This is a genomic window from Pseudomonas sp. Q11, assembly GCF_024494355.1.
Taxonomy (GTDB): domain Bacteria; phylum Pseudomonadota; class Gammaproteobacteria; order Pseudomonadales; family Pseudomonadaceae; genus Aquipseudomonas; species Aquipseudomonas hefeiensis.
Genome location: NZ_JAKNQY010000022.1, coordinates 35,115 through 61,329, shown reverse-complemented (window position 1 = coordinate 61,329; position 26,215 = coordinate 35,115). Strand labels below are relative to the sequence as shown.

The 26,215-nt window shown below is 60.0% G+C and carries 23 protein-coding genes and 1 pseudogene; 8 read left to right on the top strand and 16 right to left on the bottom strand.

Going from position 1 to position 26,215, the window contains the following annotated elements; translation table 11 throughout:
* Position 1: 1 nt before the first annotated feature.
* Positions 2–3,067, top strand: coding sequence for an efflux RND transporter permease subunit (locus MA884_RS20885; RefSeq protein ID WP_256232294.1), 3,066 nt, complete (start codon positions 2–4; stop codon positions 3,065–3,067).
* Between the two features lie 136 nt (positions 3,068–3,203).
* On the opposite strand, the gene MA884_RS20880 is transcribed toward MA884_RS20885, so the two are convergent.
* Genes MA884_RS20880 through plsB form a run of 3 tightly spaced genes read right to left on the bottom strand, consistent with a single transcriptional unit; the run spans position 3,204 to position 6,878 of the window.
* Positions 3,204–3,893 carry a DUF4197 domain-containing protein gene (locus MA884_RS20880; protein WP_256232292.1) on the bottom strand — a complete coding sequence of 230 codons (690 nt, stop codon included), beginning with the start codon at positions 3,891–3,893 and terminating at the stop codon, positions 3,204–3,206.
* Between the two features lie 33 nt (positions 3,894–3,926).
* Positions 3,927–4,325 (bottom strand): YbaY family lipoprotein, encoded by a 399-nt coding sequence (locus MA884_RS20875; RefSeq protein ID WP_256232290.1) that lies wholly within the window; start codon positions 4,323–4,325, stop codon positions 3,927–3,929.
* 51 nt (positions 4,326–4,376) lie between these two features.
* Positions 4,377–6,878, bottom strand: coding sequence for a glycerol-3-phosphate 1-O-acyltransferase PlsB (gene plsB / locus MA884_RS20870; RefSeq protein ID WP_256232288.1), 2,502 nt, complete (start codon positions 6,876–6,878; stop codon positions 4,377–4,379).
* Positions 6,879–7,104: 226 nt separating this feature from the next.
* On the opposite strand from plsB, the gene MA884_RS20865 reads away from it, so the two are divergent.
* Entirely contained in the window at positions 7,105–7,314 is a 210-nt protein-coding gene (locus tag MA884_RS20865; RefSeq protein WP_003184959.1) for a cold-shock protein, read from the top strand.
* A gap of 183 nt (positions 7,315–7,497) precedes the next feature.
* Here the strand turns inward: MA884_RS20865 and MA884_RS20860 are convergent, their stop codons facing one another.
* From MA884_RS20860 to dapE, 3 genes are all read right to left on the bottom strand, one after another.
* A complete protein-coding gene (locus MA884_RS20860) occupies positions 7,498–7,875 on the bottom strand; it encodes a hypothetical protein (protein WP_047227549.1) in 378 nt (125 codons plus the stop codon).
* A gap of 83 nt (positions 7,876–7,958) precedes the next feature.
* Entirely contained in the window at positions 7,959–8,768 is an 810-nt protein-coding gene (locus tag MA884_RS20855) for a putative RNA methyltransferase (protein ID WP_256232286.1), read from the bottom strand.
* Positions 8,768–9,919 carry a succinyl-diaminopimelate desuccinylase gene (dapE, locus tag MA884_RS20850; protein ID WP_256232285.1) on the bottom strand — a complete coding sequence of 384 codons (1,152 nt, stop codon included), beginning with the start codon at positions 9,917–9,919 and terminating at the stop codon, positions 8,768–8,770. Before dapE ends, MA884_RS20855 begins: the two co-directional genes overlap by 1 nt.
* Before the next feature lie 371 nt (positions 9,920–10,290).
* Here dapE and tcdA point away from each other — a divergent pair, with 371 nt between their 5' ends.
* The gene (gene tcdA / locus MA884_RS20845) at positions 10,291–11,109 is read left to right on the top strand and encodes a tRNA cyclic N6-threonylcarbamoyladenosine(37) synthase TcdA (protein WP_256232284.1); all 819 of its coding nucleotides are present in this window, start codon (positions 10,291–10,293) and stop codon (positions 11,107–11,109) included.
* Between the two features lie 168 nt (positions 11,110–11,277).
* Here the strand turns inward: tcdA and MA884_RS20840 are convergent, their stop codons facing one another.
* The 6 genes from MA884_RS20840 to MA884_RS20815 all read right to left on the bottom strand — a co-directional run bounded on the left by MA884_RS20840 (position 11,278) and on the right by MA884_RS20815 (position 16,045).
* Complete coding sequence (locus tag MA884_RS20840) at positions 11,278–11,682, bottom strand: SufE family protein (RefSeq protein WP_256232283.1); 405 nt, start codon at positions 11,680–11,682, stop codon at positions 11,278–11,280.
* Positions 11,679–12,884, bottom strand: coding sequence for an aminotransferase class V-fold PLP-dependent enzyme (locus tag MA884_RS20835; protein WP_256232282.1), 1,206 nt, complete (start codon positions 12,882–12,884; stop codon positions 11,679–11,681). Before MA884_RS20835 ends, MA884_RS20840 begins: the two co-directional genes overlap by 4 nt.
* A gap of 179 nt (positions 12,885–13,063) precedes the next feature.
* Positions 13,064–14,098: a 2,3,4,5-tetrahydropyridine-2,6-dicarboxylate N-succinyltransferase gene (dapD, locus tag MA884_RS20830; RefSeq protein WP_256232280.1), complete on the bottom strand. Its 1,035-nt coding sequence runs from the start codon at positions 14,096–14,098 to the stop codon at positions 13,064–13,066.
* A 32-nt stretch (positions 14,099–14,130) separates the two neighbouring features.
* Complete coding sequence (locus MA884_RS20825; RefSeq protein ID WP_256232279.1) at positions 14,131–14,493, bottom strand: ArsC family reductase; 363 nt, start codon at positions 14,491–14,493, stop codon at positions 14,131–14,133.
* A gap of 872 nt (positions 14,494–15,365) precedes the next feature.
* Positions 15,366–15,737, bottom strand: coding sequence for a type II toxin-antitoxin system HigA family antitoxin (locus MA884_RS20820; protein WP_116831564.1), 372 nt, complete (start codon positions 15,735–15,737; stop codon positions 15,366–15,368).
* Between the two features lie 5 nt (positions 15,738–15,742).
* Positions 15,743–16,045, bottom strand: a complete 303-nt coding sequence (locus MA884_RS20815) for a type II toxin-antitoxin system HigB family toxin (RefSeq protein ID WP_256232277.1) — start codon at positions 16,043–16,045, stop codon at positions 15,743–15,745.
* A 548-nt stretch (positions 16,046–16,593) separates the two neighbouring features.
* On the opposite strand from MA884_RS20815, the gene MA884_RS20810 reads away from it, so the two are divergent.
* Positions 16,594–16,956, top strand: a complete 363-nt coding sequence (locus tag MA884_RS20810; RefSeq protein ID WP_256232275.1) for a DUF6124 family protein — start codon at positions 16,594–16,596, stop codon at positions 16,954–16,956.
* Between the two features lie 322 nt (positions 16,957–17,278).
* Here the strand turns inward: MA884_RS20810 and MA884_RS20805 are convergent.
* From MA884_RS20805 to map, 4 genes and pseudogenes are all read right to left on the bottom strand, one after another.
* A pseudogene (locus tag MA884_RS20805) lies at positions 17,279–17,580 on the bottom strand (Fis family transcriptional regulator).
* A gap of 92 nt (positions 17,581–17,672) precedes the next feature.
* Entirely contained in the window at positions 17,673–18,872 is a 1,200-nt protein-coding gene (dapC, locus tag MA884_RS20800; RefSeq protein ID WP_256232274.1) for a succinyldiaminopimelate transaminase, read from the bottom strand.
* Between the two features lie 122 nt (positions 18,873–18,994).
* Positions 18,995–21,697 (bottom strand): [protein-PII] uridylyltransferase, encoded by a 2,703-nt coding sequence (locus MA884_RS20795; protein ID WP_256232273.1) that lies wholly within the window; start codon positions 21,695–21,697, stop codon positions 18,995–18,997.
* A 42-nt stretch (positions 21,698–21,739) separates the two neighbouring features.
* Positions 21,740–22,522 carry a type I methionyl aminopeptidase gene (map, locus tag MA884_RS20790; protein WP_047227560.1) on the bottom strand — a complete coding sequence of 261 codons (783 nt, stop codon included), beginning with the start codon at positions 22,520–22,522 and terminating at the stop codon, positions 21,740–21,742.
* 376 nt (positions 22,523–22,898) lie between these two features.
* On the opposite strand from map, the gene rpsB reads away from it, so the two are divergent.
* From rpsB to frr, 4 genes are all read left to right on the top strand, one after another.
* Positions 22,899–23,636 carry a 30S ribosomal protein S2 gene (gene rpsB, locus MA884_RS20785; RefSeq protein ID WP_003198231.1) on the top strand — a complete coding sequence of 246 codons (738 nt, stop codon included), beginning with the start codon at positions 22,899–22,901 and terminating at the stop codon, positions 23,634–23,636.
* Positions 23,637–23,827: 191 nt separating this feature from the next.
* Positions 23,828–24,694, top strand: a complete 867-nt coding sequence (tsf, locus tag MA884_RS20780; RefSeq protein ID WP_256232270.1) for a translation elongation factor Ts — start codon at positions 23,828–23,830, stop codon at positions 24,692–24,694.
* 213 nt (positions 24,695–24,907) lie between these two features.
* Entirely contained in the window at positions 24,908–25,651 is a 744-nt protein-coding gene (gene pyrH, locus MA884_RS20775) for a UMP kinase (protein WP_003184915.1), read from the top strand.
* The gene (gene frr, locus MA884_RS20770; RefSeq protein WP_256232269.1) at positions 25,648–26,205 is read left to right on the top strand and encodes a ribosome recycling factor; all 558 of its coding nucleotides are present in this window, start codon (positions 25,648–25,650) and stop codon (positions 26,203–26,205) included. The genes pyrH and frr overlap by 4 nt, the downstream gene beginning before the upstream one ends.
* The last annotated feature ends 10 nt before the right edge of the window (positions 26,206–26,215 follow it).

Here is a 26,215-nt window from a genome sequence, read left to right as displayed (position 1 = left end):
GATGGGCTTCAATCTTTCCGAATGGGCGCTGCGTAACCGCCAGATCGTACTGTTCCTGATGTTGCTGCTGGCAATCGTCGGCGCGCTTTCCTACACCAAGCTCGGCCAGAGCGAAGACCCGCCGTTTACCTTCAAGGCCATGGTCATTCGCACCAACTGGCCGGGGGCCACGGCCGAGGAGGTTTCTCGCCAGGTCACCGAACGCATCGAAAAGAAACTGATGGAAACCGGCGATTACGAAAGAATCGTCTCGTTCTCCCGTCCGGGCGAATCCCAGGTGACCTTCATGGCCCGCGATTCCCTGCATTCGGCGCAGATTCCCGAGTTGTGGTACCAGATCCGCAAGAAGGTCAGCGACATCCGTCACACCTTGCCGCCGGGCATCCAGGGGCCGTTTTTCAACGATGAGTTCGGCACCACCTTCGGCAATATCTATGCGCTGACTGGCGATGGTTTTGACTACGGCGTGCTCAAGGATTACGCCGATCGCATCCAGATCCAGCTGCAACGGGTCAAGGATGTGGGCAAGGTCGAACTGCTGGGTTTGCAGGACGAGAAAATCTGGATCGAACTGTCGAACGTGAAGCTGGCGACCCTCGGCGTGCCGCTGGCGGCAGTCCAGCAGGCGTTGGAAGAGCAGAACGCAATATCGACCGCGGGCTTTTTCGAAACCGGCAGCGAGCGAATCCAATTACGGGTATCGGGAAATTTTCAGACAGTAGAAGAGATCCGCGACTTTCCCATTCGCATCGCTGATCGTACGTTCCGTATCGGCGATGTCGCGGATGTGCATCGCGGTTTCAACGATCCGCCGGCCCCGCGCATGCGCTTCATGGCCGAAGATGCCATTGGTCTGGCCGTGGCGATGAAGGACGGCGGCGACATCCTGATCCTGGGCAAGGCCCTGGAGGCGGAGTTTGCTCGTATCCAGAACAACCTGCCGGCCGGCATGCAATTGCGCAAGGTTTCGGACCAGCCGGCGGCGGTGAAAACCGGCGTCGGCGAGTTTGTTCAGGTGCTGGTGGAAGCGCTGACGATCGTGTTGCTGGTGAGCTTCTTCTCCCTCGGGCTGCGCACCGGGATGGTGGTCGCCCTGGCCATTCCGCTGGTGCTGGCGATGACCTTCGCCGCGATGTATTACCTGGGCATCGGTCTGCACAAGATTTCCCTTGGTGCGCTGGTGTTGGCGCTGGGCCTGCTGGTGGATGACGCGATCATCGCGGTCGAGATGATGGCGATCAAAATGGAGCAGGGCTTCGACCGGATCAAGGCCGCCAGCTATGCCTGGACCAGCACGGCATTCCCGATGCTCACCGGGACGCTGATCACCGCTGCGGGTTTCTTGCCGATCGCCACGGCGCAATCGGGCACCGGCGAGTACACCCGTTCGATTTTCCAGGTCGTCACCCTGGCGCTGCTGGCCTCCTGGGTGGCCGCAGTGGTGTTCGTGCCGTACCTGGGGGAAAAGCTGCTGCCGGACCTGGCGAAAATTCATGCCGCCAAACACGGCACCGCTGATGGCCAGTTCGACCCCTACGGCACGCCGTTCTACCAGCGTGTCCGGCGCTTGGTGGAGTGGTGCGTGCGGCGGCGCAAAACCGTCATCGTGTTGACCGTGCTGCTATTTTTGGGCTCGGTGGCGCTGTTCCGTTTCGTGCCTCAGCAGTTCTTCCCGGCCTCGGGGCGGCTGGAGCTGATGGTCGATCTGAAGCTGGCCGAAGGCGCCTCCCTGAGTAACACCGCCGAGCAGGTCGAGCGCCTTGAAGCGCTGCTCAAAGACCACGCGGGCATCGATAACTACGTGGCTTATGTCGGCACCGGTTCACCGCGCTTCTACCTGCCGCTGGATCAACAACTGCCGGCACCCAGCTTCGCCCAGTTCGTGGTGCTGGCCAAGACCATCGAAGACCGCGAGCCCCTGCGCAGCTGGTTGATCACCACGTTGAACGAGCAATTCCCGGCCCTGCGCTCGCGGGTCACACGCCTGGAAAACGGCCCGCCGGTTGGTTATCCGGTGCAGTTTCGCGTGACCGGTGAGCACATCGAACAAGTCCGGGCCCTGGCGCGGAAAGTGGCGACCAAGGTCCGTGAAAATCCGTACGTGGCCAACGTGCATCTGGATTGGGAAGAGCCTAGCAAGGTGGTGTACCTGAACGTCGATCAGGACCGCGCCCGAGCGTTGGGTGTGAGTACGGCTAACCTGTCGAGCTTTTTGCGCAGCTCCCTCACCGGCTCCAGCGTCAGCCAATACCGGGAAGACAACGAACTGATCGAGATTCTGCTGCGCGGTACGGTGCATGAGCGCACCGAATTGTCGCTGCTGCCGAGCCTGGCGGTGCCGACCGACAATGGCACAAGCGTTGCGCTGTCGCAGATCGCGACGCTGGAGTACGGCTTCGAAGAAGGCGTGATCTGGCACCGCAATCGACTGCCAAGTGTGACCGTGCGGGCCGATATCTACGGCAAGGAACAACCGGCGACCCTGGTGCAGCAGATATTTCCGACTCTGGACCCGATTCGCGCCGAGCTGCCGGACGGTTATCTGCTGGAAGTGGGCGGCACGGTAGAGGACGCGGCCCGAGGCCAGCAATCGGTGAATGCCGGCGTGCCGCTGTTCATCGTGGTGGTGTTGACGTTGTTGATGCTGCAACTGCGCAGTTTCTCCCGCACGGCCATGGTGTTTCTCACCGCGCCTCTGGGACTGATCGGCGTCACGCTGTTCCTGCTGGTGTTCCGTCAGCCGTTCGGTTTTGTCGCCATGCTGGGCACCATCGCCTTGTCGGGGATGATCATGCGCAACTCGGTGATCCTGGTGGACCAGATCGAACAGGACATCAAGAGTGGGCTCGCCCCTTGGCAGGCGATCATCGAAGCGACTGTGCGACGGTTCCGCCCGATTGTGCTCACCGCGCTGGCGGCGGTACTGGCGATGATCCCGCTGTCACGCAGCCTGTTCTTTGGCCCGATGGCGGTGGCGATCATGGGCGGGCTGATCGTGGCGACGGCGTTGACGCTGTTGTTTTTGCCGGCGTTGTATGCGGCGTGGTTCAGGGTCAAGAAGACCTGACACGATCCTGATAGCACTGAAGATCGAATGTGGGAGCGAGCCTGCTCGCGATGGCGGAATATCAGTCAACACAGATGTTATGGCTGATACCGCTATCGCGAGCAGGCTCGCTCCCACAGTGTTTTTGCGCTGAATCTCAGAGCGTACCAAACACCTTCTTCGCCAAACTGCTCGCCGCCGCCGCAGGGTTCTGGCGGATAGTGGCTTCCTGCTTGCCGATCATCTCGAACAAGCCGTCCAGTGCCTGTTCGGTCACGTAGTTTTCGATGTTGGCGCTTTTCGCGTCCAGCACCCCGAAGGTCGCCGCCTGGCCTGCGAACGTGTTGTATTTCTGCGCCAGGCCGACCTTGTCGGTGGCTTGTTTGACGATGGGCAGGAACTTGGCGCGAATCTGCTCGCGGCTGCTCTTGTTCAGGTACTGCGTGGCGGAATCGTTGCCGCCGCTCAAGATACCCTTGGCATCGCTCACGCTCATGTTCTTCACGGCATTGACCAGGATCGGCTGAGCCTGGACCACAGCGGCTTCAGCGGCCTGGTTCATGCTGGTTTCCAGTTGTTCGACCTGGTCCCCCATGCCAAAGGCTTTCATCTTGCTGGCGACTTTACCGAGCTTGCCCGGCAGTTCGATCTTCACGTCCGGGTTGTTGCTGAAGCCCCCAGGAGTGCCCAGTTGCTTGACCGCTACTTGGGCGCCTTGGGTCAGTGCGTCCTTGAGGCCGCCGGTGGCATCCTTCTGCGAGAGGTCGGCCAGGGACAGGGCCATGGTGTTGGCGCAGAACAACAGGCCGGCACACAGGCTGGTGAAACGGAGCGTAGAGCGGAGCATGGCAGCTTCCTTGAAGAAAATTTGAAAGAGAAATCAGCGTGCGGCGTTGACGCGGATCTTCAACGGCTGGGGATCTTTGCCATCAAGCTGCACGGTGTGTTGTTCGGTGGTGATGAACATCAACTGGCCGTCCGCTTCAATGCGCGCGCTCACGGCATAGCGATGGCCGGGCTTGACCTGTGCCGGATCATAGCTGAGGTGAAAGGGCAGCGGGACCTGACCCTTTACCGGGCCGCTCTGTTCATCGAGCACCACTGCGGGGGCGTCGGCCAGGGAAACGTCCTGCAGGCTCACGCTTAAGACAGCGGTGGGTGGCAGGGCGATGCGCTGCAGGTAGAACACTTCGCCGTCGAGGCTGTTTTTGCTCGCCAGCGGTGCGCTGGAGCAGGCGCTGAGTAACGTGGCAACGGCTACGAGAAGAAGCTTTTTCATTGGGGGATTTCCATATTGGGGGCGCCAGAGAGAACCTGGCGCCTGTGGGAGTCAGTCCGCAGCCACCGGGGTGACCTGATCTGCCGCATCTTCACTGCGATGCAACGCCACCTGACGGATCGACAAACGGATCTCCGCCGGCAGGACCCGCTTGGCCGCACCTTCGGCCAGTTCACCCAGCAGCTCGTGATAGCTTAGCTTGCCTGCTTCGTCTCGGCGCAGCACGTCCAGGTCCAGCATTGTCTGGATGAAATGCCGGAACAGGCTTTTGTCGAAGAATTCCGGTGCGTTCAGGCCATGCAGGATCGACAGGCGCTGGGCCATGACCGTGCAGAGGTCTTCCAGTTCTTCGGCGCTGATGCTGTTCTGGCCGCTGTTGAGCAGCAGGGAGACGGTCATGTAGAAGCGCTGCAGGGTCTGCGCGATGCTTTTGGACAACAGGGTCAGCAGCACGAAATGCCGCGAACTCGGCGCCGGACGCAGGTACAGGTCTTTTTCGAAACGCAGCAGCCCCTGTTCGACGAACGCTTCGAGCCATTGGTCGACCACGGCGTCCAGTTCTTCCAGTGACCAGCGAATGAACAGCTCCGATTGCAGGTAGGGGTACAAGGCACGGGTGTAGCGCAGGATCTGTTCGCGGCTCATCCGCGAAGTGCTCTGGAAAAAGCTCGCCAACAACGCCGGCAGGGCGAAGATATGCAGCACGTTGTTGCGGTAGTAGGTCATCAGCACCGCATTCTGCTCGTCCAGATACAGAATTTTGCCCAGGGCATCGCTCTGTTCCGACAGCAGCTCCATGCCTTTGACGTGCTCGATCAGCGCTCGACCATCGCCCTCGGGCAACGTCGTGTGGGGCGAGTACGGTACCTTGCGCAGCAGCGCCAGGTACAGGTCCAGCACCCGGGCCATGGCACGGTCGTCGAGGGCCAGACGGCTGGTGGACAGCAGCGCCAGGGCGACCAGGTTGACCGGGTTGATGGCCGCGGCTTCGTTCAGGTGCCGGGCCACCCGCTCTCCGAGGCGATGGGTGGTTGCGTTGAGCCAGGCCGGTTTGAATTGCGGGCCCAGCTCCTGTTGGCGCCAGCCCGGCTGTTCGCCGTCGAGAAACTCCGCCAGTTTGATCGGCTCGCCGAAGTTCACCGCCACCTGGCCGAAGCGTTGCTTGAGGGCGCCGATGACCTTGAAAATGTCGAAGATCGATTCTTTCTTCTTGCTCGCCCCCCGCAGTTCACCCAGGTAGGTGCGGCCTTCCAGGACACGCTCATAGCCGATGTAGACCGGCACGAACACGATAGGCATGCGCGATGAGCGCAGGAAGCTGCGCAAGGTGATGGCGAGCATGCCGGTCTTGGGTTGCAGCATGCGCCCGGTGCGCGAGCGACCGCCCTCGACGAAATACTCCACCGGGAAGCCTTTGGTGAACAGCGTGTGCAGGTATTCGTTGAACACCGCGGTGTAGAGCGGGTTGCCCTTGAAGGTGCGGCGCATGAAAAACGCCCCGCCACGGCGCAACAGCCCGCCGATCACCGGCATGTTGAGGTTGATGCCGGCGGCGATGTGCGGAGGGGTCAGGCCGTTGCGAAACAGCAGGTACGACAGCAGCAGGTAGTCGATATGGCTGCGGTGGCACGGCACGTAGATGACTTCGTGGCCCTGGGCGACTTTCTGCACGCCTTCGATGTGGTTGACCTTGATGCCGTCGTAGATCTTGTTCCAGAACCAGCTCAGCACCACTTCCAGGAAGCGGATCGCGGTGTAGGTGTAGTCCGAGGCGATTTCATTGCCGTAGCGCAGTGCCTGGGCCTTGGCTTTTTCCGGGGCGATTTTTTCCCGTTCGGCCTCGTCGGCAATCGCCTGCTTGACCAGTGGCTGGTTCAGCAGGCCTTTGACCAGATTGCGTCGGTGGGAAATATCGGGGCCAATGACCGCCGCTTTCAAATTGCGGAAATGTACCCGCAGGATCCGCTGGGCCATGCGCACGGTGCGTTCGTGGCCCTTGTCGTGCTCGATCAGTTCGCGCAGATGGATCGGCGCGGAAAACTGCACGCGGGTCTTTCGCCCCAGGATCATGATGCTCAGCAAGCGGCGCAGGCGGCCAGTGACGGCCCAGCTGTCGGCGAACAACAGCTTCCACGGGCTGGATTCGCTGTCGGGCGACTGCCCCCAGAACACGCTGACCGGGATGATCTGGGCGTCTTCGGCGGCGTTGTGGGTCAGGGCATTGACCAGCCGCGTCAGGGGCGGCGGCGCGCCACGTTTGTCCTGTCGGCCGAGCCAGTCCGGCGCTGGGGTCAGGTAGAAAAACGCCGCCGGTTCCAACAGGTTGCCCACGGACACCGGCAGTACCGGGCGGGGCAGGCCGGCCTTGGTGCACTCGGTGTCGAGCACCGCCAGGTCGGTGAGCGAAGGGTCTTGCAGGACGTAGAACACCGGACGACTGCGGTCGAGGTTGAGGGTGAAGGACGATTGGTTGATCGTCTCGGAGCGAACCCAGAGGTACAACAGTCGGCGCAGGGTGCCAAACACAAGACGGCGGAACGGGGAGCGGGTCATACGGCTTCTGCATGAGTGGATAAGATAAAGCGGCGGCTAGTGTGCCGGATTCGTCGAAAATCGGCAAAAAAGCGCCGAAGTAAAGTCAGTTGAGAGTTTTTGCGTCTGTCATATACTCGGGCGGCTGACTGCCTCTGCCTTCCTCGTGGACGGCCGGACGGCGGCGAAGATCGTACGGCTTTCCCTCGAAAGGCCGACTTAAAAATAAAAATGGGAGTGAGCAATCATGGCAGCACGCGAAACCGGCAATGTGAAGTGGTTCAACGACGCCAAAGGCTATGGCTTCATCCAGCGTGAAGGCGGGGCGGATGTATTCGTGCATTACCGCGCGATCCGTGGCGAAGGCCACCGTTCACTGACTGAAGGCCAGCAGGTCGAGTACGCGGTGGTGGAAGGGCAGAAGGGCTTGCAGGCTGAGGATGTGGTGGGGTTGTAATCCACTCTTGAAGCCATAGCAGATTCCCCTGTGGGAGTAGATCCCCCTGTGGGAGCAAAGCTTGCTCGCGACAGTGGTAGGTCAGCTTGCATCAATGTTGAATGTACTTCAGTCATCGCGAGCAAGCTTTGCTCCCACAGTGCTCCCGCATTGGGATCTGCTTTCACATTGGAGTTGGCTGCGTCACGCGGTCTTCCAGGTAATCTCTTCTTCCCCATCGGCACTGATGCGAATCCAGCGATCGGCCGATTCCTCACCTTCTTCTTCCACCCACGAACCGGGCGCACAACGCACTTCGACGTTCAGCGCGGCAAAGGCTGCGCGGGCGCAGGCGATGTCGTCTTCCCACGGGGTCTGGTCGCTTTCCAGGTACAGGCTGTTCCATTTTCCCACGGCCTTGGGCAGCCAGGTCACCGGGATATCACCGGCCTTGCACTTGTAGGTCTGGCCTTTCTGGACCCAGTCGCTGCACGGGCCCAAGGCCTGGCCGAGCCAGGCGGCAATGGCCTTGTGATCGACGTCGGCGTCTTTGAGGTAAATTTCGATATCGGGTTGGCGCATGGATGTCCTCACTGCGGTCTTGAAAAATCCATTCGCGGATTTAACTGGCCTCCGGCGGTTGCCCGAGGCCGGGAATCAAAAAGTTATTGAAGAACGAAATAATCGTAGCGCATCGACACCGTGACCTCGAACGGCTCGGTCTGCTCGATCACGCTGGCGCGGCGTTCAGCGCTGGCGCGCCAGCCGTGGGGCGTCATGGCCAGCAGGTTGGCGCGGTCCTGGCCGCTGTCGAGCGTCAGCTTGAATTCGAGGGTTTCGCTGTGATCGAGCACCATGCCCGGCGGCACCAGGGCCAGGTGTTTGTCATCAGTGTACTGGCGCACTTCGTCGTACAGTCGTTCGCGCAACTCCATCAGGTGGCCGCTGGTCGGGCCGACCTTCATCAGGCCGCCACCGGGGCTGAGCAGGCGTTTGGCTTCCTGCCAGCCCAGCGGGCTGAACACGCTGGCCAGGAACTGACAGCAGCCGTCCGCCAGGGGGACGCGGGCCATGCTGGCGATCAACCAGGTCAGCCCTGGATCGCGTTTGCAGGCGCGCTTGACCGCTTCCCGGGAAATATCCAGGGCGTAGCCATCGGCATCGGGCAAAGCGTTGGCGATTTGTGCGGTGTAGTAGCCCTCGCCACAGCCGATGTCCAGCCAGCGCCCGGGTGCGCGTTCGGCGGCCAGTTCGGCCAGGCGTCGGGCGACCGGGGCGTAATGCCCGGCGTTGAGAAAGTCGCGACGGGCCTCGACCATGGCCTGATTGTCGCCGGGGTCGCGGCTGTTCTTGTGCTGCACCGGCAACAGGTTCAGATAACCCTGTCGTGCCCGGTCAAACCGATGCCCGGCCGGGCAGGCCACGCCGTTGTCTACCGTGTTCAGCGGTTCACTGCAGATCGGACAGGCGAGCATCAGGCGAGCAACTTGATCAGCGTCTTGTAGTAGATCTCGGTCAGCACGTCGAGGTCGGCCGCCAGCACGCGTTCGTTGACTTGGTGGATGGTCGCATTGACCGGCCCCAGTTCCACCACTTGGGTGCCCATGGTGGCGATGAAGCGACCGTCGGAAGTACCACCGCTGGTGGACGCTTTGGTCTCGCGGCCGGTGACATCCCTGATGCTCGAAGACACGGCGTCCAGCAACGCACCCGGCTCGGTCAGGAACGGCAGGCCCGACAGCGCCCAGTCGATGTGCCAGTCCAGTTGATGCTTGTCGAGGATGTCGGCGACGCGCTGTTGCAGGCCTTCGACGGTGGACTCGGTGGAGAAGCGGAAATTGAACACCGCCTCCAGGTCACCGGGGATCACGTTGGTCGCGCCGGTGCCGGAGTTAAGGTTGGAAATCTGGAAACTGGTCGGCGGGAAGAAGTCGTTGCCGTGATCCCAATGCTCGGCGGCCAACTCTGCCAGCGCCGCAGCCGCCAGGTGGATGGGGTTTTTCGCCAGGTGCGGGTAGGCCACGTGGCCTTGCTTGCCGCGCACGGTCAGTTTTGCGCCGAGGGAGCCGCGGCGGCCGTTCTTGACCACGTCACCCACCAGGGTGGTGCTCGACGGCTCGCCGACGATGCACCAGTCCAGGCGTTCCTGGCGGGCCTTGAGGCGCTCGACCACGGCCTTGGTGCCGTGGTGGGCCGGGCCTTCTTCATCGCTGGTGATCAGAAAAGTGATCGAGCCCTTGTGGTCCGGGTAGTCGGCGACGAACCGTTCGGCCGCCACCACCATTGCCGCGAGGCTGCCTTTCATGTCCGCCGCGCCACGGCCGCAGAGCATGCCGTGTTCATCGATGACCGCATCGAACGGGTCGAGCTGCCAGGCCTGCACCGGGCCGGTCGGCACCACGTCGGTGTGCCCGGCGAAACACAGCACCGGGCCGTCATGCTTGCCATGGCTGGCCCAGAAGTTATCCACATCCTCGATGCGCATCGGCTCGAGCGTAAAGCCCGCACTGCCCAGGCGCTGCATCATCAGTTTCTGGCAATCGGCATCCACCGGCGTCACGGACGGACGGCGGATCAGGTCGCAGGCGAGTTGCAGGGTCGGCGAGAGGTCGGCGTGGGCCGTCATGGAAAACTCCGAAAGCTGGAAAGAAGATCACAGTCCATGTGGGAGCGGGCTTGCTCGCGAAGGCGTCATCACTGACGCTAAAAGCTTCGCGAGCAAGCCCGCTCCCACAGGTACTGAGTTCGACCGTTGGATTTTATTCGGTCGAGGCTTACAAAATGGCGGTTATCTTATAGCAAAACGACCACCATGGGCCCCCGGGACGGGACAGGTGGAGCACAAAAACTGTGGGAGCGAGCCTGCTCGCGATAGCGGTGGATCAGCCGGCATTTATATTGACTGAACTGACGCTATCGCGAGCAGGCTCGCTCCCGCAGAGGTTTTGCTTAAATTGCCGCGACAAAGCCCTATAATGCGCGCCGGTTTTTGGGGTAATGGTCATGAGTACAGAAGATCCACGGTTTGCCGGTATCGCCCGTTTGTATGGCATCGAAGGCCTGGACCGCCTGCGGGCGGCCCATGTGGCGATTGTCGGGGTGGGCGGCGTCGGTTCCTGGGCCGCGGAAGCCATCGCCCGTTGCGGCGTGGGTGAGATTTCGCTGTTCGACCTGGACGATGTCTGCGTCAGCAACGCCAATCGCCAACTGCACGCCCTGGACAGCACCGTCGGCAAACCCAAGGTCGAGGTGATGGCCGAGCGCTTGCGCGGCATCAACCCCGACTGCACGGTGCATGCGGTGGCAGATTTCGTCACCCGCGACACCATGGCCGAATACATCACGCCGAACATCGACTGCGTGATCGACTGCATCGACAGCGTCAACGCCAAGGCGGCGCTGATCGCCTGGTGCAAGCGCCGCAAGATCCAGATCATCACTACCGGCGGTGCGGGCGGGCAGATCGACCCGACGCTGATCCAGGTGTGCGACTTGAACCGCACGTTCAACGATCCGCTGGCCTCGAAAGTGCGTTCAACCTTGCGTCGCGACTACGGTTTCTCCCGCACCGTGACCCGCCACTACAGCGTGCCCTGCGTATTCTCCACCGAGCAACTGCGCTATCCGAAGCCGGACGGCAGCATTTGCTTGCAGAAGAGTTTTGTCGGCGACGGCGTCAAGCTCGACTGCGCCGGTGGGTTTGGCGCGGTGATGATGGTGACCGCGACATTCGGCATGGTCGCGGCGACCAAGGCTGTGGATAAGATTGTGGCGGGGGTTCGGCGGCCGGCTGACCGGGTTAAACCCGGGCAGTAACGGCTTTTGTGGCGAGGGAGCTGGGCTCTGTAGGAGCTGCCGAAGGCTGCGATCTTTTGATTTTGATCTTTCGCTTGCGATTCAATTGTCTGGGACAAGATCGCAGCCTCGTTGCACTCGACAGCTCCTACGGGCGCAGTCCAGCGGGAGCAAGCTCCCTCGCCACGGTTATTGCGTCAATTCGCGCATCCGCTGTAGGACTGCATTCAACCCATTGCTACGCGATGGCGACAGCTGCCGCGACAATCCCAACTGATTGAACCAATCCGGCAAATCCACCTGCTGTAACTCATCAGCGGACAACCCATTGACCCGCGCCAGCAGCAACGCCACCAACCCCCGGATCAACCGCGCATCGCTGCTGGCGGAGAACTGCCAGTGCCCGTCGTGTAACTGACCCACCAACCACACCTGGCTCTCACAGCCGTGGACGAGGTTGGCCTCGCACTTGTCCGCATCGCTCAGGGGCGGCAGACGCTCGCCCCATTGCATCAGCAGCCGGGCGCGCTGTTCCCAACCAGCTGCGTCCTGAAAAACTTGCAGCGCTGCGGTCGCGTCGACTGGCAGCCTCATCGGAGCAACTCCAGGGCCTGGTCCAGCGCCTCGAAGAAGCGTTCGATATCGGCGGAGTCGTTGTACAGCGCCAGCGACACCCGAATTGCTCCCGATAGCTTCAGGTGCTTGAACAGCGGCATGGCGCAGTGATGCCCGGCACGTACGGCGATGCCTTGTTCGGTCAGCAAGTGGGCCAGGTCGGCGTTGTGCACGCCTTCGACCACGAAGCTGGCCAGGGCCAGGCTCGGATTGCCTACCAGGCGTACGCCGTTGCGCGCCAGCAGCCCGCGGAGCAGGTAGTCATGCAGCGCTGCTTCATGGTCGCTGACCGCCTGCGGGTCGAGGCCGGACAGGTAGTCGAGGGTCGCGCCCAGGCCAATCACACTGGCAATCGGCGGCGTGCCGGCTTCAAAGCCCAGCGGCGCCGGGCGGAACGTGGCGCTGTGGTAGTCGGCCTGTTGCACCATCTCCCCGCCGAACTGCCAATGACGCAGTTGATGAAGCGCTTCGGTGCGGCCGAACAACACGCCCAGTCCTTCAGGGCCATAGAGTTTGTGGCTGGAAAATACATAAAAGTCGCAGCCCAGTGCCTGCACATCGTGACGGCCATGAACCACGCCCTGGGCGCCATCGATCACTGTCAGCGCGCTTTGGGCCTTGGCCAGGGCCAATAGCGCTGGTAAGGGCTGCCAGGTGCCCAGCACGTTGGACAGCTGGCTCACCGCCAGCAGGCGCGTACGTGGCCCGATCAGTTCGGCGGCGGTGCTGATATCGATCACTCCATCGGCATCCAGCGGCAACACCACCAGCGTCAATGCACGACGTTCGGCCAGTTGTTGCCACGGCAACAGGTTGGCGTGGTGTTCCAGGGCGCTGATGACGATTTCATCGCCCGGATTGAAAAGATGTTCCAGCCCGTAGGCCAGAAGATTCAGCGCCGAAGTGGCGCCATGGGAGAAGACGATTTGCCCGCAATCCCCGGCATTGAGCCATTGCGACACTTTGACTCGGCTGTCTTCGAACGCCTGGGTCGCGTGGGCGCCCGGCAAATGCTGCGCGCGGTGCACGTTGGCCGCGCCATTGGCGTAGTAATGCGCCAGGGCGTTCAGCAGGGCTTGGGGTTTTTGCGTGGTGGCGGCGTTGTCCAGGTAGGTCTGGCCTTGCCGTTGCAGGGCGGCGATGGCCGGAAAGTCGGCGCGCCAGGGAGAGGGAATCAACATGCTTTCGGGCCCTGCTGGAATGACGCCGGACCCTGCGGGAGCGGGCTTTTTTTTGTGGGAGCAAAGCTTGCTCGCGATGAACGATGACGCGGTCTCACCGTAAACCGTGTCGCTGCCATCGCGAGCAAGCTTTGCTCCCACAAAAAAGCTCGCTCCCACAGGTGAGGGTGTGAAGCGGCTTAGTTGTGGGCGTGCAGTGCAGCGTTCAGTTCGATGGCCGACTTGTGAGTCTTGCATTCCACCGCGCCGGTCTCGGAATTGCGACGGAACAACAGGTCGGGCTGGCCGGCCAGTTCGCGGGCCTTGACCACTTTGACCAGTTGGTTGTTTTCATCCAGCAGGGCGACTTTGGTGCCGGCGGTCACGTACAGGCCCGACTCCACGGTGTTGCGGTCACCCAGCGGGATGCCGATGCCGGCGTTGGCGCCGATCAGGCAGCCTTCGCCAACCTTGATCACGATGTTGCCACCGCCCGACAGGGTGCCCATGGTCGAGCAACCGCCGCCTAGGTCCGAACCCTTGCCAACGAACACACCAGCCGATACACGGCCTTCGATCATGCCCGGGCCTTCGGTGCCGGCGTTGAAGTTGACGAAACCTTCGTGCATCACCGTGGTGCCTTCGCCCACGTAGGCGCCCAGGCGGATCCGCGCGGCATCGGCGATACGCACGCCGGCCGGGACCACGTAGTCGGTCATTTTCGGGAACTTGTCCACCGAGAACACTTCCAGCAGCTCGCCGCGCAGACGGGCTTCGAGCTGGTGCTCGGCCAGTTCGCCCAGGTCGATTGCGCCCTGGCTGGTCCAGGCTACGTTCGGCAGCAGTGGGAAAATACCGGTCAGGTTCAGGCCGTGAGGCTTGACCAGGCGGTGGGACAACAGATGCAGCTTGAGGTAGGCCTCGGGCGTGGAACTCAGTGGTGCGTCTTCAGCCAGCAGGGTGGCGACCAGCGGCTTGTGGCTCTCGGCCAGACGGGTCAACAATGCGGCTTGCGCGGCATCGACGCCCTTGAGCGCGTCAGCCAGTTGCGAAGCCTGGGCGGTGGTGAAGGTGATGGCCTGGTTGCCTTCGCTGTAACCCAGAACCGGCGCGATGGCCTTGACGATCTCGGCCGAAGGGTTGAGCAACGGTTGGGCGTAGAACACTTCCAGCCAGGTGCCTTGACGGTTTTGTGTGCCGACACCGAAGGCCAGGCTGAACAGGGTACTGGACATGAAATTACCTCTACAAAATGGACTGGGCAGGTTTACTTGATCTCTGCCGCATAAATATCTGGCTTGAAGCCAATCAGGGTTCGGTCACCGAGATCAAGCACCGGGCGCTTGATCATCGAGGGTTGGGCGAGCATCAGTTCGATGGCTTTCGTCTGGTCGAGATCGGCTTTGCGTTCGTCGTCGAGTTTGCGAAAGGTCGTACCGGCACGGTTCAACACCACTTGCCAGCCATGCTCGTTGCACCATTGGGTCAGGTGCTCACGGTCAATGCCGGCGGTTTTGTAATCGTGAAAGTCGTAGTGCACAGCGTGATCATCGAGCCAAGTGCGCGCCTTTTTCATCGTGTCACAGGCTTTGATGCCGAAAAGGTGCAACGTTTTGCTTGAAGCGGTCAAGGAATTGCCCCCTTTGCAGGTGCTGGAAATAAAAGGTGAAGGATTATGCCATGACCGGACGGTTTCGCGACGGCCCAGATCGGTATGCACTCAAACCTGTAGAGCGAGCCCTGTGGGTGAGCCTGTGGGAGCAAAGCTTGCTCGCGATACAGACGACACGGTTCAACGGCAAGACTGCGCCATCGCTCATCGCGAGCAAGCTTTGCTCCCTCCGGCTCATTCCATAGGGCGGGCTGCGACATAGGTGTAACGGTCAGGCTAATGCTAGGCGGTTAATATGGCACTTCAACGGCAAGCTGTTGCTGGATGTGTGTAGTTGGCATTGCAAGGCGGACCTAGCCTTATGATGGGCTTTACAAGATGTACACCCTTCTCTAATGTTTGCCACGAGTGTGCATGAGCCTCCCCGCTCGTTAAATCCAGATGAGGCCTGCGTAGCACCGCCCATGGTCAGCCCGTAAAGGGTAAGTAATGGGATGGTTAGGCAGCGGCTAACCCCTCAACCTTTTGGTTGTTGATGCTCCATGAGGGCCTACTGGCCCTATCTATTCTTGAAGCCGAGCGAAAGTTCGGCTTTTTCTTGCCTGTCTTTTGCGCCCCAAGATCAGACTCTGGGGCTGGCTTAGTGCGGGTACATCCCTATCCTCATAAAAAGCAAAGCCGCCCGAAGGCGGCTTCAATCGACACGCAGTTGAGCTTATTCCGGCCCGTCTGCGTGGCTGGGTCAACCCCGATAGGGATCCAGAGGGTCAACAATTTGCGATCATCGAGATCACATCCGTTTTCTGATCCTTACCCTAACGACAAAGCCCGCAGATGTGGGCTTTGTCGTTTCTGGAAGACATAAAAAGCCCGGACTGTCCGGGCTAGTATCAGGCAGCTTTTACTGGCTTTATCAGGCTTTCTGCTGGAATGCCGAACATATCGTGAAGCTTCCAGATCATGGGCAGAGTTAACGAGCGCTTACGGTTGAGCACCTCGTATACGCGGTTCGTTTTTCCGATAGCGGGAGCAAGATCGGCTGCAGTGAGTCCGGATTGCTCCATTCGAAATTTGATGGCTTCAATTGGGTCAGGCAGATCCACCGGGAAATGCTTGGCTTCGTATGCCTCGATCAGAGTGACCATGACTTCAAAAGCATCGCCTTCCGGGGTGCCAAGTTCAGGCTCATTCTCAAACAGGGGAGAGATCTCTTTGAGAGCTACCCGGTATTCTTCATCGGTGCGGATTGGGCGAATGTTCATGATGATTACTCCATTTCCACGGTGTTTGCGTCGATCTCATCGTACCGACGATGAGTGCCGACAAACTTGATGTACACAGCGCCGAAGCGGTAGGCAATGGCGACCACCAGGCGGTAGTCGTTACCCTTGATGTTGAACACCACGCGGCGACTCTTGAGAATGCTTGCGTTACCGTATTGCGCCTTGACGTCATTTGGGTTGGTCCAAGTGGCTTTTTTGGCATCGTCAATCCAAGCCTTAAGCTGCTGTTCGGAATCTGGGTATTTCTCCCAGAAGGCTTTCAGATGACTGATGGCGATAATTCTCATGGGTGAGAATGTAGTCCCAAGATGGGACTTTTGCAAGCGTTCACAAGCAACAGCTTGCAGTCCTGCCGGGCACTCATCCTTAACCTCATAAAAAAGCAAAGCCGCCCGAAGGCGGCTTCAATCGACACGCAGTTGAGCTTATTCCGGCCCGTCTGCGTGGCTGGGTGGACCCAGACTCCTGCCAGCTTTCGCTGATGACGGGGGCGATCATGGCTACTGGTATCAGCGAATTCAAGCGAGCTTGATTCTTGAAACAGGGCTGCATGAGTTTTGTTGAGGTGTTAAACCCGTAAAGTCAAGGGCTTGCTTTGATGAGGTGCGTTTTATTTCTTTTCTTGTCTGAGCAAGCGCTTGTGGTCTGTCAGACGCACCGAAGTTTCCGACAAGTTTTTAAGGTTGTCCGTCGGAAGCGAGGGCTCTAGCCTCTGGGTGTCGCTGCCAATTCAGTGACCGGACGTGAGAATCCGAACAAAACCCTCTAGGAGCACGGGCTTCTGCGTTATCCAAGCGCGGGGCTTTACATACTTCAGCTCTAGGGAGCAATTTTGATGGACAAGAAAGAGACTCAAAACGCACCAAAGCCCGCATCCACTTTCCCCTATGGCGACTACGCCCCAGAAAAGCTGCAAGAGGCGGCTGACCGTGTGTTGGACCAATACCTCAAACCTGACGACAGCAACTCAGAACCCAAGCCTTCAGTACAGCTATTCACTGTGGCTGACGGTATCGACACCGAAGTGTTGCTGGCCAATCTCAGCGAAACCCTGGCTTCGGCCAATGCAATGCTCAATGACCTTGCCTTCGATCAGGACGGCTCGCGACGACATGTAGCGTTGGGAGTGGCCCAGATGATTGAGTTGGGGCTGTTGTTGGCGAACAAGTGCCTGGATCGGGTAGAGCTTCGGACTTGATGCAATAAGTGCCGGCCTCATCGCGAGCAAGCTTTGCTCCCACAGGAGGCGGGTGTCGATCACAAACTTTGTGAACAACACCAAACCACTGTGGGAGCAAAGCTTGCTCGCGATAAATCGAAAGGCAAACACAAAAATACCTGTGAAGCACTGGACCTGTGGCGAGGGGATTTATCCCCGCTGGGCTGCGCAGCAGCCCTAAAGCAGTGAACTCAATCTTCCTGGCACACCGAGTTGGCTGGTTTGGGGGTCGCTTCGCAGCCCAACGGGGATAAATCCCCTCGCCACAGACGCGGCGGCCACTCCCTCTCCACAACAGCGCTTATGCGTGAGCCTCTTCCTGCTCAGGAACCAGCCACACTTCCACTCTCTGACCCAATGCACGTGCCGCTAGCAGGCGTTGCCAGCGTCATTCCCGCATCGTTCTGATTCAGTGCTCGGTCAACAGCGGTGCGACTACTGAGCACCCGCTGTGTCAGGGTCTTTTTGATCACTTTCTAACGCGTCATTTGCCTCGGTCATCTGCCAAGAAATGATGCGTTTGAGCGCAACTGCGCAAACCTCTTCGGCGATGCCTTGCTCGGTGAGGAAGTCGTCAAAGTCAGATCCGATGTGCTTGGTCATTCTCAGTGACTCGGTCGGTACAGAGGTTGCTGGGGCCGCTGCGCAGCCCAGCGGGGATAAATCCCCTCGCCACAACAGCCCCGGTACCGCCATCAACCCCGACGTTGGATGAACGCGCGAATCCGCTCCGCCGCTTCCACGCATTCAGCCAATGGCGCAACCAGGGCCATGCGCACGCGTCCGGCGCCTGGGTTGACGCCATCCACATCGCGGGACAGGTACGAACCCGGGACGACGGTCACGTGTTCCTGTTCGAACAGGTCCCGGCAAAACGCCGCGTCATCGCCCGCCACATTCGGCCATAGGTAGAAACTGCCGTCGGGGCGTTGCACGTCCAGTACCGGGCTGAGGATCTCCAGCACGGCGTCGAACTTCTCCCGGTACAGCGCGCGGTTGGCCCGTACGTGCACTTCGTCGTTCCACGCGGCGATGCTCGCCAGTTGGGTCTGAACCGGCATCGCGCAGCCGTGGTAGGTGCGGTACAGCAGGAAACCCTTGAGGATGTCCGCGTCGCCAGCGACGAAACCCGAGCGCAGGCCGGGCAGGTTGGAGCGTTTGGACAGGCTGTGGAACACCACGCAGCGCTTGAAATCCTTGCGACCGAGTTCGACGCAGGCGCTGAGCAGGCCTGGCGGCGGGGTCTGTTCGTCGAAGTACAGTTCGCTGTAGCACTCGTCCGCGGCGATGACGAAGTCATGTTCGTCAGCCAGGGCGATGAGTTTCTTCAGCACATCCACCGGGATCAGCGCCCCGGTCGGGTTGCCCGGGGAGCACAGGAACAGGATCTGGCAGCGTTTCCAGATGTCCGGCGAGACCGCATCGAAATCCGGGTTGAAGCCGTTCGCGTCCAGACACGGCAGGTAGTGCGGCTTGGCCCCGGCCAGGAACGCCGCGCCTTCGTAGATCTGATAGAACGGATTGGGGCTGACCACCAGGACATCGTCGCCACGGTTGACCACCGTCTGGGTGAAGGCGAACAAGGCTTCACGGGTGCCATTGACCGGCAGCACATGGCGCGCCGGGTCCAGCCAGCCGTTTGGCACGTTGAAGCGGCGCTCGCACCAACCGGTGATGGCCTCACGCAACTCCGGGATGCCGAGGGTGGTTGGGTACACCGCCATCTTTTCCAGATTGCTGGCCAGGGCTTCAGCCACGAAGCTGGGCGAGCGGTGCTTGGGTTCGCCGATGGACAACGCGATGGGGCGTTTGTCGGGGTTGGGCGTGACGCTGCCGAGCAAGGCGCGGAGCTTTTCGAACGGGTAGGGCTGGAGCTGGGACAGGGCGTTGTTCATCGGGGGCCTCGTTCAATGTGGGAGCGAGCCTGCTCGCGATAGCGGTGTGTCAGGAAACATCAATGCTGGATGTTCCGCCGCCATCGCGAGCAGGCTCGCTCCCACAGGGGAAATGTGTTCGTTCAGATATTGATGCGCATCAGGTTGGTATCAGGTTCCTGGTTGACGCTCAGGTGCCGGACGATGGCGTCCTGCAGGCGGCTGCACAGTTGCGGATCGGATAGCGGCTGGTTGTGAGCGTCGGTGATGAAAAACACGTCTTCCACCCGTTCGCCGAGGGTGGCGATCTTGGCGTTTTGCAGCGACAGGTCGAACTCCAGGAAAATATGGCCGATCCGTGCCAGCAGGCCCGGGCGGTCCGGGGCGCTGAGCTCCAGCACCGTGACCTGGCGCTGGGCGTCGTTGTGGATCGTCACCTGGGGCGCAAAGGCGAAATGCTTGAGTTGGCGCGGCACCCGGCGCTGGATGATGGTTGGATAATCCGCCGGGTTGTGCAGGGCCTCGGTGAGACCGTCGCGGATCTGTTTGACCCGCGCCGGGTTGTCGCCAATCGAATCGCCATCGGTGTCGAGCACAATGTAGGTGTCGAGGGTGAACTGGCTGCTGGAGGTAATGACCCGGGCGTCGTGAATGTTGAGGTTGAGCTGGTCCATCGCCGCCACGGTCACAGCGAAGAAGTCGTGCTGGTCCGGGGCGTAGATGAAAATCTGCGTGCCGCCCTCGAACTCGCGCTGGGTGGTTTCCTTGATCAGCACCAACGGCCCGCCATCGGCCGGTTGCTGCAAAATCGCGTCGCTGTGCCAGGCTACGTCGCCGGCGGTGTGGCGCAGGAAATAGTCATCGCCCAACTGCGACCAGAGCTGCTCGACATCGTCCGGATCGGTGCCACCGCGCACCAGGATGTCCAGGGCGGCGCTTTGGGTGCGACGGATCTGTTCTTCGCGGTCCACCGGGTTTTCCAGGCCGCGGCGCAAGGCACGTTTGGTCTCGGTGTAGAGCTGGCGCAACAGACTGGCGCGCCAGGAGTTCCACAGGCTCGGGTTGGTGGCGTTGATATCGGCCACGGTCAGCACATAGAGGTAGTCAAGGCGTGTTTCATCGCCGACGATCTGAGCGAAGTCGTGGATCACCTGCGGGTCGGACAGGTCCTTGCGCTGGGCAGTGGTCGACATCACCAGGTGATTCTGCACCAGCCAGACGATCAGTCGGCTGTCCCAGACCGGCAGTTGGTGCCGCTGGCAGAACGCCTCGGCATCCACCGCGCCGATTTCGGAATGATCGCCCTGGCGACCCTTGCCGATATCGTGATAAAGCCCTGCCATGTAGATCAGTTCGGGCTTGGGCAGCTTGCCCATGAGCTTGCTGGCCAGCGGGAATTTTTCCGATACCTGGGTGTATTGCAACTTACGCAGGTGCTTGATCAGGTTCAGGGTGTGGGCATCGACCGTATAGATGTGAAACAGGTCGTGCTGCATTTGCCCGACGATGAAGCCGAACTCTGGCAGATAGCGCCCCAGGATCCCGTAGCGGTTCATGCGCCGCAGGTTGCGGTGCACGCCGATCTTGCACTTGAACAGCTCGATGAACAGGCTGGTATTGCGGATATCGTGGCGGAAGTCGTCATCGATCAGGTGACGATTTTCCCGCAGCAGGCGAATGGTGTCGGCGCGTACGCCCTTGATTTCTGGCTGCTGGGCCATGAGCACGAAGATTTCGAGCATGGCGAATGGCGTGCGGCGGAACACGTTGGCGCTACGCGCTTCGATGTAACCGTCATGCAGTTGAAACCGTGAGTTGATCGGTTGTGGTGGCGCTTCGTCCTGGGACGCGAGGATGACTTCCTCGAAGTGCTGGATGATCAGCTCGCTGAGCTGGGCGATGCTCATCACCACCCGGTAGTACTGCTGCATGAAGTTTTCGATGGACTGCTTGGCATCCTGCCCCTCGAAACCCAGCAGTCCGGCGATGGAGCGCTGGTGATCGAACAGCAGGCGGTCCTCGGAGCGCCCGGCCAGCATGTGCAGGGCGTAGCGCACTTTCCACAGGAATTCCTGGGACGAGGCCAGCAGGGCGTTTTCGCTTTCCACCAGGAAGCCTTCGCCAGCCAGGGCCCGCAGGTTCAGCGTGCCGTACTGGCGACGGGCTACCCACAGGATCGTCTGGATGTCCCGCAATCCGCCAGGGGAGCCTTTGACGTTGGGTTCCAGGTTGTACTCGGTGTCGTTGTACTTGTGGTGGCGGGCCTTTTGCTCGGCACGTTTGGCCAGGAAAAAGTCCTTGCTCGGCCACATATGCGCCGTGCTGGTGACCTCGAGCATGCGCTGGCGCAGGTGCTCGGGGCCGGCGATGGTGCGGCTTTCCATCAGGTTGGTGATCACCGTCAGGTCGGCACGGGCCTCGTCGGCGCACTCCTGCACCGAGCGCACGCTCTGACCGACTTCCAGGCCGATGTCCCACAGCAGCGTCAGAAAACGCTCGATGGAGTCGCGGAAAACTTCATGGTCGGCGCTGTCCAGCAGGATCAGCAAATCGATGTCGGAATAGGGGTGCAGTTCGCCGCGCCCGTAGCCACCCACCGCCACCAGGGCAATGTCGGCATCTTCGCTCCAGTTGAACTGCTCCCAGGCCTTTTGCAGGATGTTATCGACGAACCAGGCGCGGTCTTCGATCAACCGGCGAATATCCCGTCCATTGCGAAAGCGTTGGTCGAGTACTTCGTGGGCCTGGCGGATCGCCTTCTTGAAGGCCGATATGGGGCTTGCCTTCAGGGCCAGTTCAGCCTGGAACTGGCCGCGGTCGAAGAGTTCGGGATCCACCTGCGGCATCGAATGGCTTTCCTTTCTTTCTATCTATAGCTGGGTTGTGGATCAGGCGGAAACGCGAGCGATGGTGTCGTCGCTGCGCAGGGTGAAGATCTCGTACCCAGTCTCGGTAACCAGCAAGGTATGTTCCCACTGGGCCGACAGCTTGCGGTCCTTGGTGATGGCGGTCCAGCCGTCGCCCAGTACCTTGGTGTCGGCGCGGCCCTGGTTGATCATTGGCTCGATGGTGAAGGTCATGCCCGCTTGCAGTTCCATGCCGGTGCCGGCACGGCCGTAGTGCAGGATTTGCGGTTCTTCATGGAACACTTTGCCGATACCGTGGCCGCAGAACTCGCGGACCACCGAGAAACCATTCTTCTGCGCGTGTTTCTGGATCACTTCGCCGATGTCTCCCAGGCGGCAGCCCGGTTTCACCAGTTCAATGGCCATGTACATGCATTCCTGGGTGACTTTTGACAGGCGTTGGGCCCATTCCGGCACGTTGCCGACATGGAACATGCGGCTGGTGTCGCCGTGGTAGCCGTCCTTGATGACGGTGACGTCGATGTTCAGGGTGTCGCCATCCTTCAACGGCTTTTCGTTGGGGATACCGTGGCAGACCACGTGGTTGATCGAGGTGCAGATCGACTTCGGGAAGCCCTTGTAGTTGAGCGGGGCAGGGATGGCTTTCTGCTCATTGACGATGTAGTCGTGGCAGATCCGGTCCAGTTCTTCGGTGGTAACGCCCGGCTTGACGTGTTCGGCAATCATTTCCAGCACGTCGGCGGCGAGTTTGCCGGCGACACGCATTTTTGCGATGTCCTCGGGGGTTTTGAGGGTAACGGTCATACAGGCTCTCTCTGCGCCCGACGGCGCTGTTCAAAACGAAATGGGCGGCGGATGATGACCCCGGCGGCCCTGAAAAACGCGATTCTAACAGACGAGCAGCGCAAATCCGCGCCTGCATGCATCGCTTCTCTCTATCAAAGGCTGTATCCACAGGCAATGAAAGGGCAGTGGGAGCGGTGCTTTGCCAGGTTTTCAGGATCTGTGTTCCGTTTTCGCCCTTGCTGTGGTATAAAATGCGCCGCTTTCCGGGGATGACCCCGCAAGCTTAAATCCACACACGTGTCGACACGATGACCTGGGTGCCTTCGGCTTATATAGGCCGCTGGTTGGTCATTGGGATACGTGGAGGCCAAACCCGACTTATCAAGGAACTATCATGTCCCAAGTCAACATGCGCGATATGCTGAAGGCCGGTGTGCACTTCGGTCACCAGACCCGTTACTGGAACCCGAAAATGGGCAAGTACATTTTCGGCGCGCGTAACAAGATCCACATCATCAACCTTGAAAAAACCCTGCCAATGTTCAACGAGGCACTGACCTTCGTAGAGCGCCTGGCCCAGGGCAAAAACAAGATTCTGTTCGTCGGCACCAAGCGTTCCGCTGGCAAGATCGTTGCTGAAGAAGCAGCACGTTGCGGTTCGCCGTACGTCGATCACCGCTGGTTGGGCGGCATGCTGACCAACTTCAAGACCATTCGCGCTTCCATCAAGCGTCTGCGTGACCTTGAAGTCCAGTCCGAAGACGGTACTTTCGCCAAGCTGACCAAGAAAGAAGCGCTGATGCGCACTCGCGATCTTGAGAAGCTGGACCGCTCCCTGGGCGGTATCAAGGACATGGGCGGTCTGCCTGACGCACTGTTCGTGATCGACGTTGACCACGAGCGCATCGCGATCACCGAAGCCAACAAGCTGGGTATCCCGGTCATCGGCGTTGTCGATACCAACAGCAGCCCGGAAGGCGTTGACTACATCATCCCAGGCAACGATGACGCCATTCGCGCCATCCAGCTGTACATGGGTTCGATGGCAGACGCTGTTATCCGTGGTCGCAACAACGTTAATGGCGGCACCGAAGTCTTCGCTGAAGAAGCTCCGGCAGCAGCCGCTGAGTAATTGACGCCCTGGCGTTGACTCAGTAAGCAAAAAGGGGGCTTGGCCCCCTTTTTGCCACCTCGAAAACCATTTGTCAGCAGCGCAGCTACAGCATCTGTAACGTGCAGCGGCTAACAAGGGTGGTTCGGGAAGAATTGCACGCCCGTTCAATCGGGTGGAATGGTTGAAAACCTATCCAAGAGGATTTTGAAATGGCAGAGATTACTGCAGCGTTGGTCAAAGAACTGCGCGAGCGTACCGGCGAAGGCATGATGGACTGCAAGAAAGCCTTGACCAAGGCTGGCGGCGACATCGAGAAAGCCATTGATGACATGCGTGCTTCGGGCGCCATCAAGGCTGCCAAGAAAGCTGGCAACGTTGCCGCTGAAGGCGCTATCGCCATCAAGGACGACGGCAAGGTCGCCGTTCTGCTGGAAGTCAACTCCCAGACCGACTTCCTGGCTCTGCAGGATGACTTCAAAGCATTCGTCGCTGCCAGCGTCGAAAAAGCCTTTGCTGACAAACTGACCGACGCAGCCCCGCTGATCGAGTCTCAGGAAGAAGCGCGCCTGGTCCTGGTTGGCAAGACCGGTGAGAACGTCAACATCCGTCGCCTGGTTCGCGTTGAAGGTGACGTGGTCGGTACCTACCTGCACGGCAACAAGATCGGTGTTGCGGTCGTCCTGAAGGGCGGCGATACCGAGCTGGCGAAAGACATCGCCATGCACGTGGCTGCAACCAACCCTGAGTTCCTGCTGCCTACCGACGTTTCGGCTGAAGCGATCGAGCGCGAGAAGAGCGTTTTCCTGCAGCTCAACGAAGAGAAGCTCAAAGGCAAGCCTGCTGAAATCGCAGAAAAAATGGTCAGCGGCCGTATCTCCAAGTTCCTGGCCGAAGCCAGCCTGGTTGAACAGGCTTTCGTCAAGAACCCGGAAATCAAAGTCGGCGACCTGGCGAAGAAAGCCGGTGCTGAAATCGTTTCTTTCACCTACTTCAAAGTAGGCGAAGGCATCGAGAAGCCGGTTGACGACTTCGCTGCTGAAGTTGCTGCCCAGGTAGCTGCTGCCAGCAAGCAATAAGACGGTTTCCACAACTGTCGCCCAGAAGAGGCTGCCCGCTTAACGCGCGCAGCCTCTTTTTGGATGGGGATGCCGATTTTTATTGGTTTCCTGTCGGAACTGGCTTACAAAGCCGTGTTCCGATGGCGCTGTGTCAGCGTCAGACTAGAGTGAACCCAGGCTGCAAACAGCTTGAAAGAATTTTCGAAAATTACGCCGCAGGAGAGATTCGCAATGGCTCAGCAGGGCAGTGGTTATCAGGCTCGCTATAAACGCATTCTACTCAAGCTTAGCGGCGAGGCCCTGATGGGCTCGGAAGAGTTCGGGATCGATCCGAAAGTGCTGGATCGCATGGCGCTGGAAGTCGGCCAGTTGGTGGGGATCGGCGTTCAGGTCGGCCTGGTCATCGGCGGCGGCAACCTGTTTCGCGGTGCAGCGCTGAGCGCGGCCGGCATGGATCGGGTTACGGGCGACCACATGGGCATGCTGGCCACTGTGATGAACGCCCTGGCTATGCGCGATGCGCTGGAGCGTGCCAATATCTCGGCCATCGTAATGTCGGCCATCTCCATGGTCGGCGTGACCGATCACTACGACCGCCGCAAAGCCATGCGCCACCTCAATGCCAAGGAAGTGGTGATTTTTGCCGCCGGCACCGGTAATCCGTTCTTCACCACGGATTCGGCCGCCTGCCTGCGAGCGATCGAGATCGATGCCGATGTCGTGCTCAAGGCAACCAAGGTCGATGGCGTCTATACCGCTGACCCGTTCAAAGACCCGCATGCCGAGAAGTTCGATCATCTGACCTACGATGAAGTACTGGATCGCAAGCTGGGTGTCATGGACCTCACGGCTATCTGCCTGTGCCGCGACCACAAGATGCCGCTACGCGTCTTTAACATGAACAAGCCCGGCGCCCTGCTGAATATCGTGCATGGTGGCGCCGAAGGAACACTGATCGAGGAAGCACAACAATGATCAACGAAATCAAGAAAGACGCTCAAGAGCGCATGCAGAAATCCGTGGAGTCGCTGGCACACAACTTCGGTCGCATTCGTACCGGCCAGGCGCACCCAAGCATCCTGGAAGGTGTGATGGTGCCGTACTACGGTTCTGATACCCCGATCAAGCAAGTGGCCAACATCACCGTCAAGGATGCACGTACCCTGCAAGTCGTTGCCTTTGAACGCAACATGCTGGGCGCGGTCGACAAGGCCATCGGCAGTGCCGGCCTGAACCTGAACCCGACCAACCTGGGTGAGTTGCTGCTGATTTCCATGCCGGCCCTGACCGAGGAAACCCGCAAGGGCTTCACCAAGCAGGCCCGTGATGTGGCTGAAGACGCCCGCGTCGCCGTGCGTAATATCCGCCGTGATGCCAACAGTCAGCTCAAGGACCTGGTCAAGGAAAAGGAAATCAGCGAAGACGAAGAGCGTCGCGCCACTGGCGAGATTGATGACCTGACCAAGAAGTACGTGGCTAAAATCGACGCGGATTTGGCGCAGAAAGAAAAAGACCTGATGGCCGTATAAGGGTCTCGTT

Bases quoted from the DNA above. Each gene is read 5' to 3' on its own strand.
- MA884_RS20885 (WP_256232294.1), top strand. From the start codon at position 2: ATGGGCTTCAATCTTTCCGAATGGGCGCTGCGTAACCGCCAGATCGTA.
- MA884_RS20880 (WP_256232292.1), bottom strand. From the start codon at position 3,893: ATGCTCCGCTCTACGCTCCGTTTCACCAGCCTGTGTGCCGGCCTGTTG.
- MA884_RS20875 (WP_256232290.1), bottom strand. From the start codon at position 4,325: ATGAAAAAGCTTCTTCTCGTAGCCGTTGCCACGTTACTCAGCGCCTGC.
- plsB (WP_256232288.1), bottom strand. From the start codon at position 6,878: ATGACCCGCTCCCCGTTCCGCCGTCTTGTGTTTGGCACCCTGCGCCGA.
- MA884_RS20865 (WP_003184959.1), top strand. From the start codon at position 7,105: ATGGCAGCACGCGAAACCGGCAATGTGAAGTGGTTCAACGACGCCAAA.
- MA884_RS20860 (WP_047227549.1), bottom strand. From the start codon at position 7,875: ATGCGCCAACCCGATATCGAAATTTACCTCAAAGACGCCGACGTCGAT.
- MA884_RS20855 (WP_256232286.1), bottom strand. From the start codon at position 8,768: ATGCTCGCCTGTCCGATCTGCAGTGAACCGCTGAACACGGTAGACAAC.
- dapE (WP_256232285.1), bottom strand. From the start codon at position 9,919: ATGACGGCCCACGCCGACCTCTCGCCGACCCTGCAACTCGCCTGCGAC.
- tcdA (WP_256232284.1), top strand. From the start codon at position 10,291: ATGGTCATGAGTACAGAAGATCCACGGTTTGCCGGTATCGCCCGTTTG.
- MA884_RS20840 (WP_256232283.1), bottom strand. From the start codon at position 11,682: ATGAGGCTGCCAGTCGACGCGACCGCAGCGCTGCAAGTTTTTCAGGAC.
- MA884_RS20835 (WP_256232282.1), bottom strand. From the start codon at position 12,884: ATGTTGATTCCCTCTCCCTGGCGCGCCGACTTTCCGGCCATCGCCGCC.
- dapD (WP_256232280.1), bottom strand. From the start codon at position 14,098: ATGTCCAGTACCCTGTTCAGCCTGGCCTTCGGTGTCGGCACACAAAAC.
- MA884_RS20820 (WP_116831564.1), bottom strand. From the start codon at position 15,737: ATGAACATTCGCCCAATCCGCACCGATGAAGAATACCGGGTAGCTCTC.
- MA884_RS20815 (WP_256232277.1), bottom strand. From the start codon at position 16,045: ATGAGAATTATCGCCATCAGTCATCTGAAAGCCTTCTGGGAGAAATAC.
- MA884_RS20810 (WP_256232275.1), top strand. From the start codon at position 16,594: ATGGACAAGAAAGAGACTCAAAACGCACCAAAGCCCGCATCCACTTTC.
- dapC (WP_256232274.1), bottom strand. From the start codon at position 18,872: ATGAACAACGCCCTGTCCCAGCTCCAGCCCTACCCGTTCGAAAAGCTC.
- MA884_RS20795 (WP_256232273.1), bottom strand. From the start codon at position 21,697: ATGCCGCAGGTGGATCCCGAACTCTTCGACCGCGGCCAGTTCCAGGCT.
- map (WP_047227560.1), bottom strand. From the start codon at position 22,522: ATGACCGTTACCCTCAAAACCCCCGAGGACATCGCAAAAATGCGTGTC.
- rpsB (WP_003198231.1), top strand. From the start codon at position 22,899: ATGTCCCAAGTCAACATGCGCGATATGCTGAAGGCCGGTGTGCACTTC.
- tsf (WP_256232270.1), top strand. From the start codon at position 23,828: ATGGCAGAGATTACTGCAGCGTTGGTCAAAGAACTGCGCGAGCGTACC.
- pyrH (WP_003184915.1), top strand. From the start codon at position 24,908: ATGGCTCAGCAGGGCAGTGGTTATCAGGCTCGCTATAAACGCATTCTA.
- frr (WP_256232269.1), top strand. From the start codon at position 25,648: ATGATCAACGAAATCAAGAAAGACGCTCAAGAGCGCATGCAGAAATCC.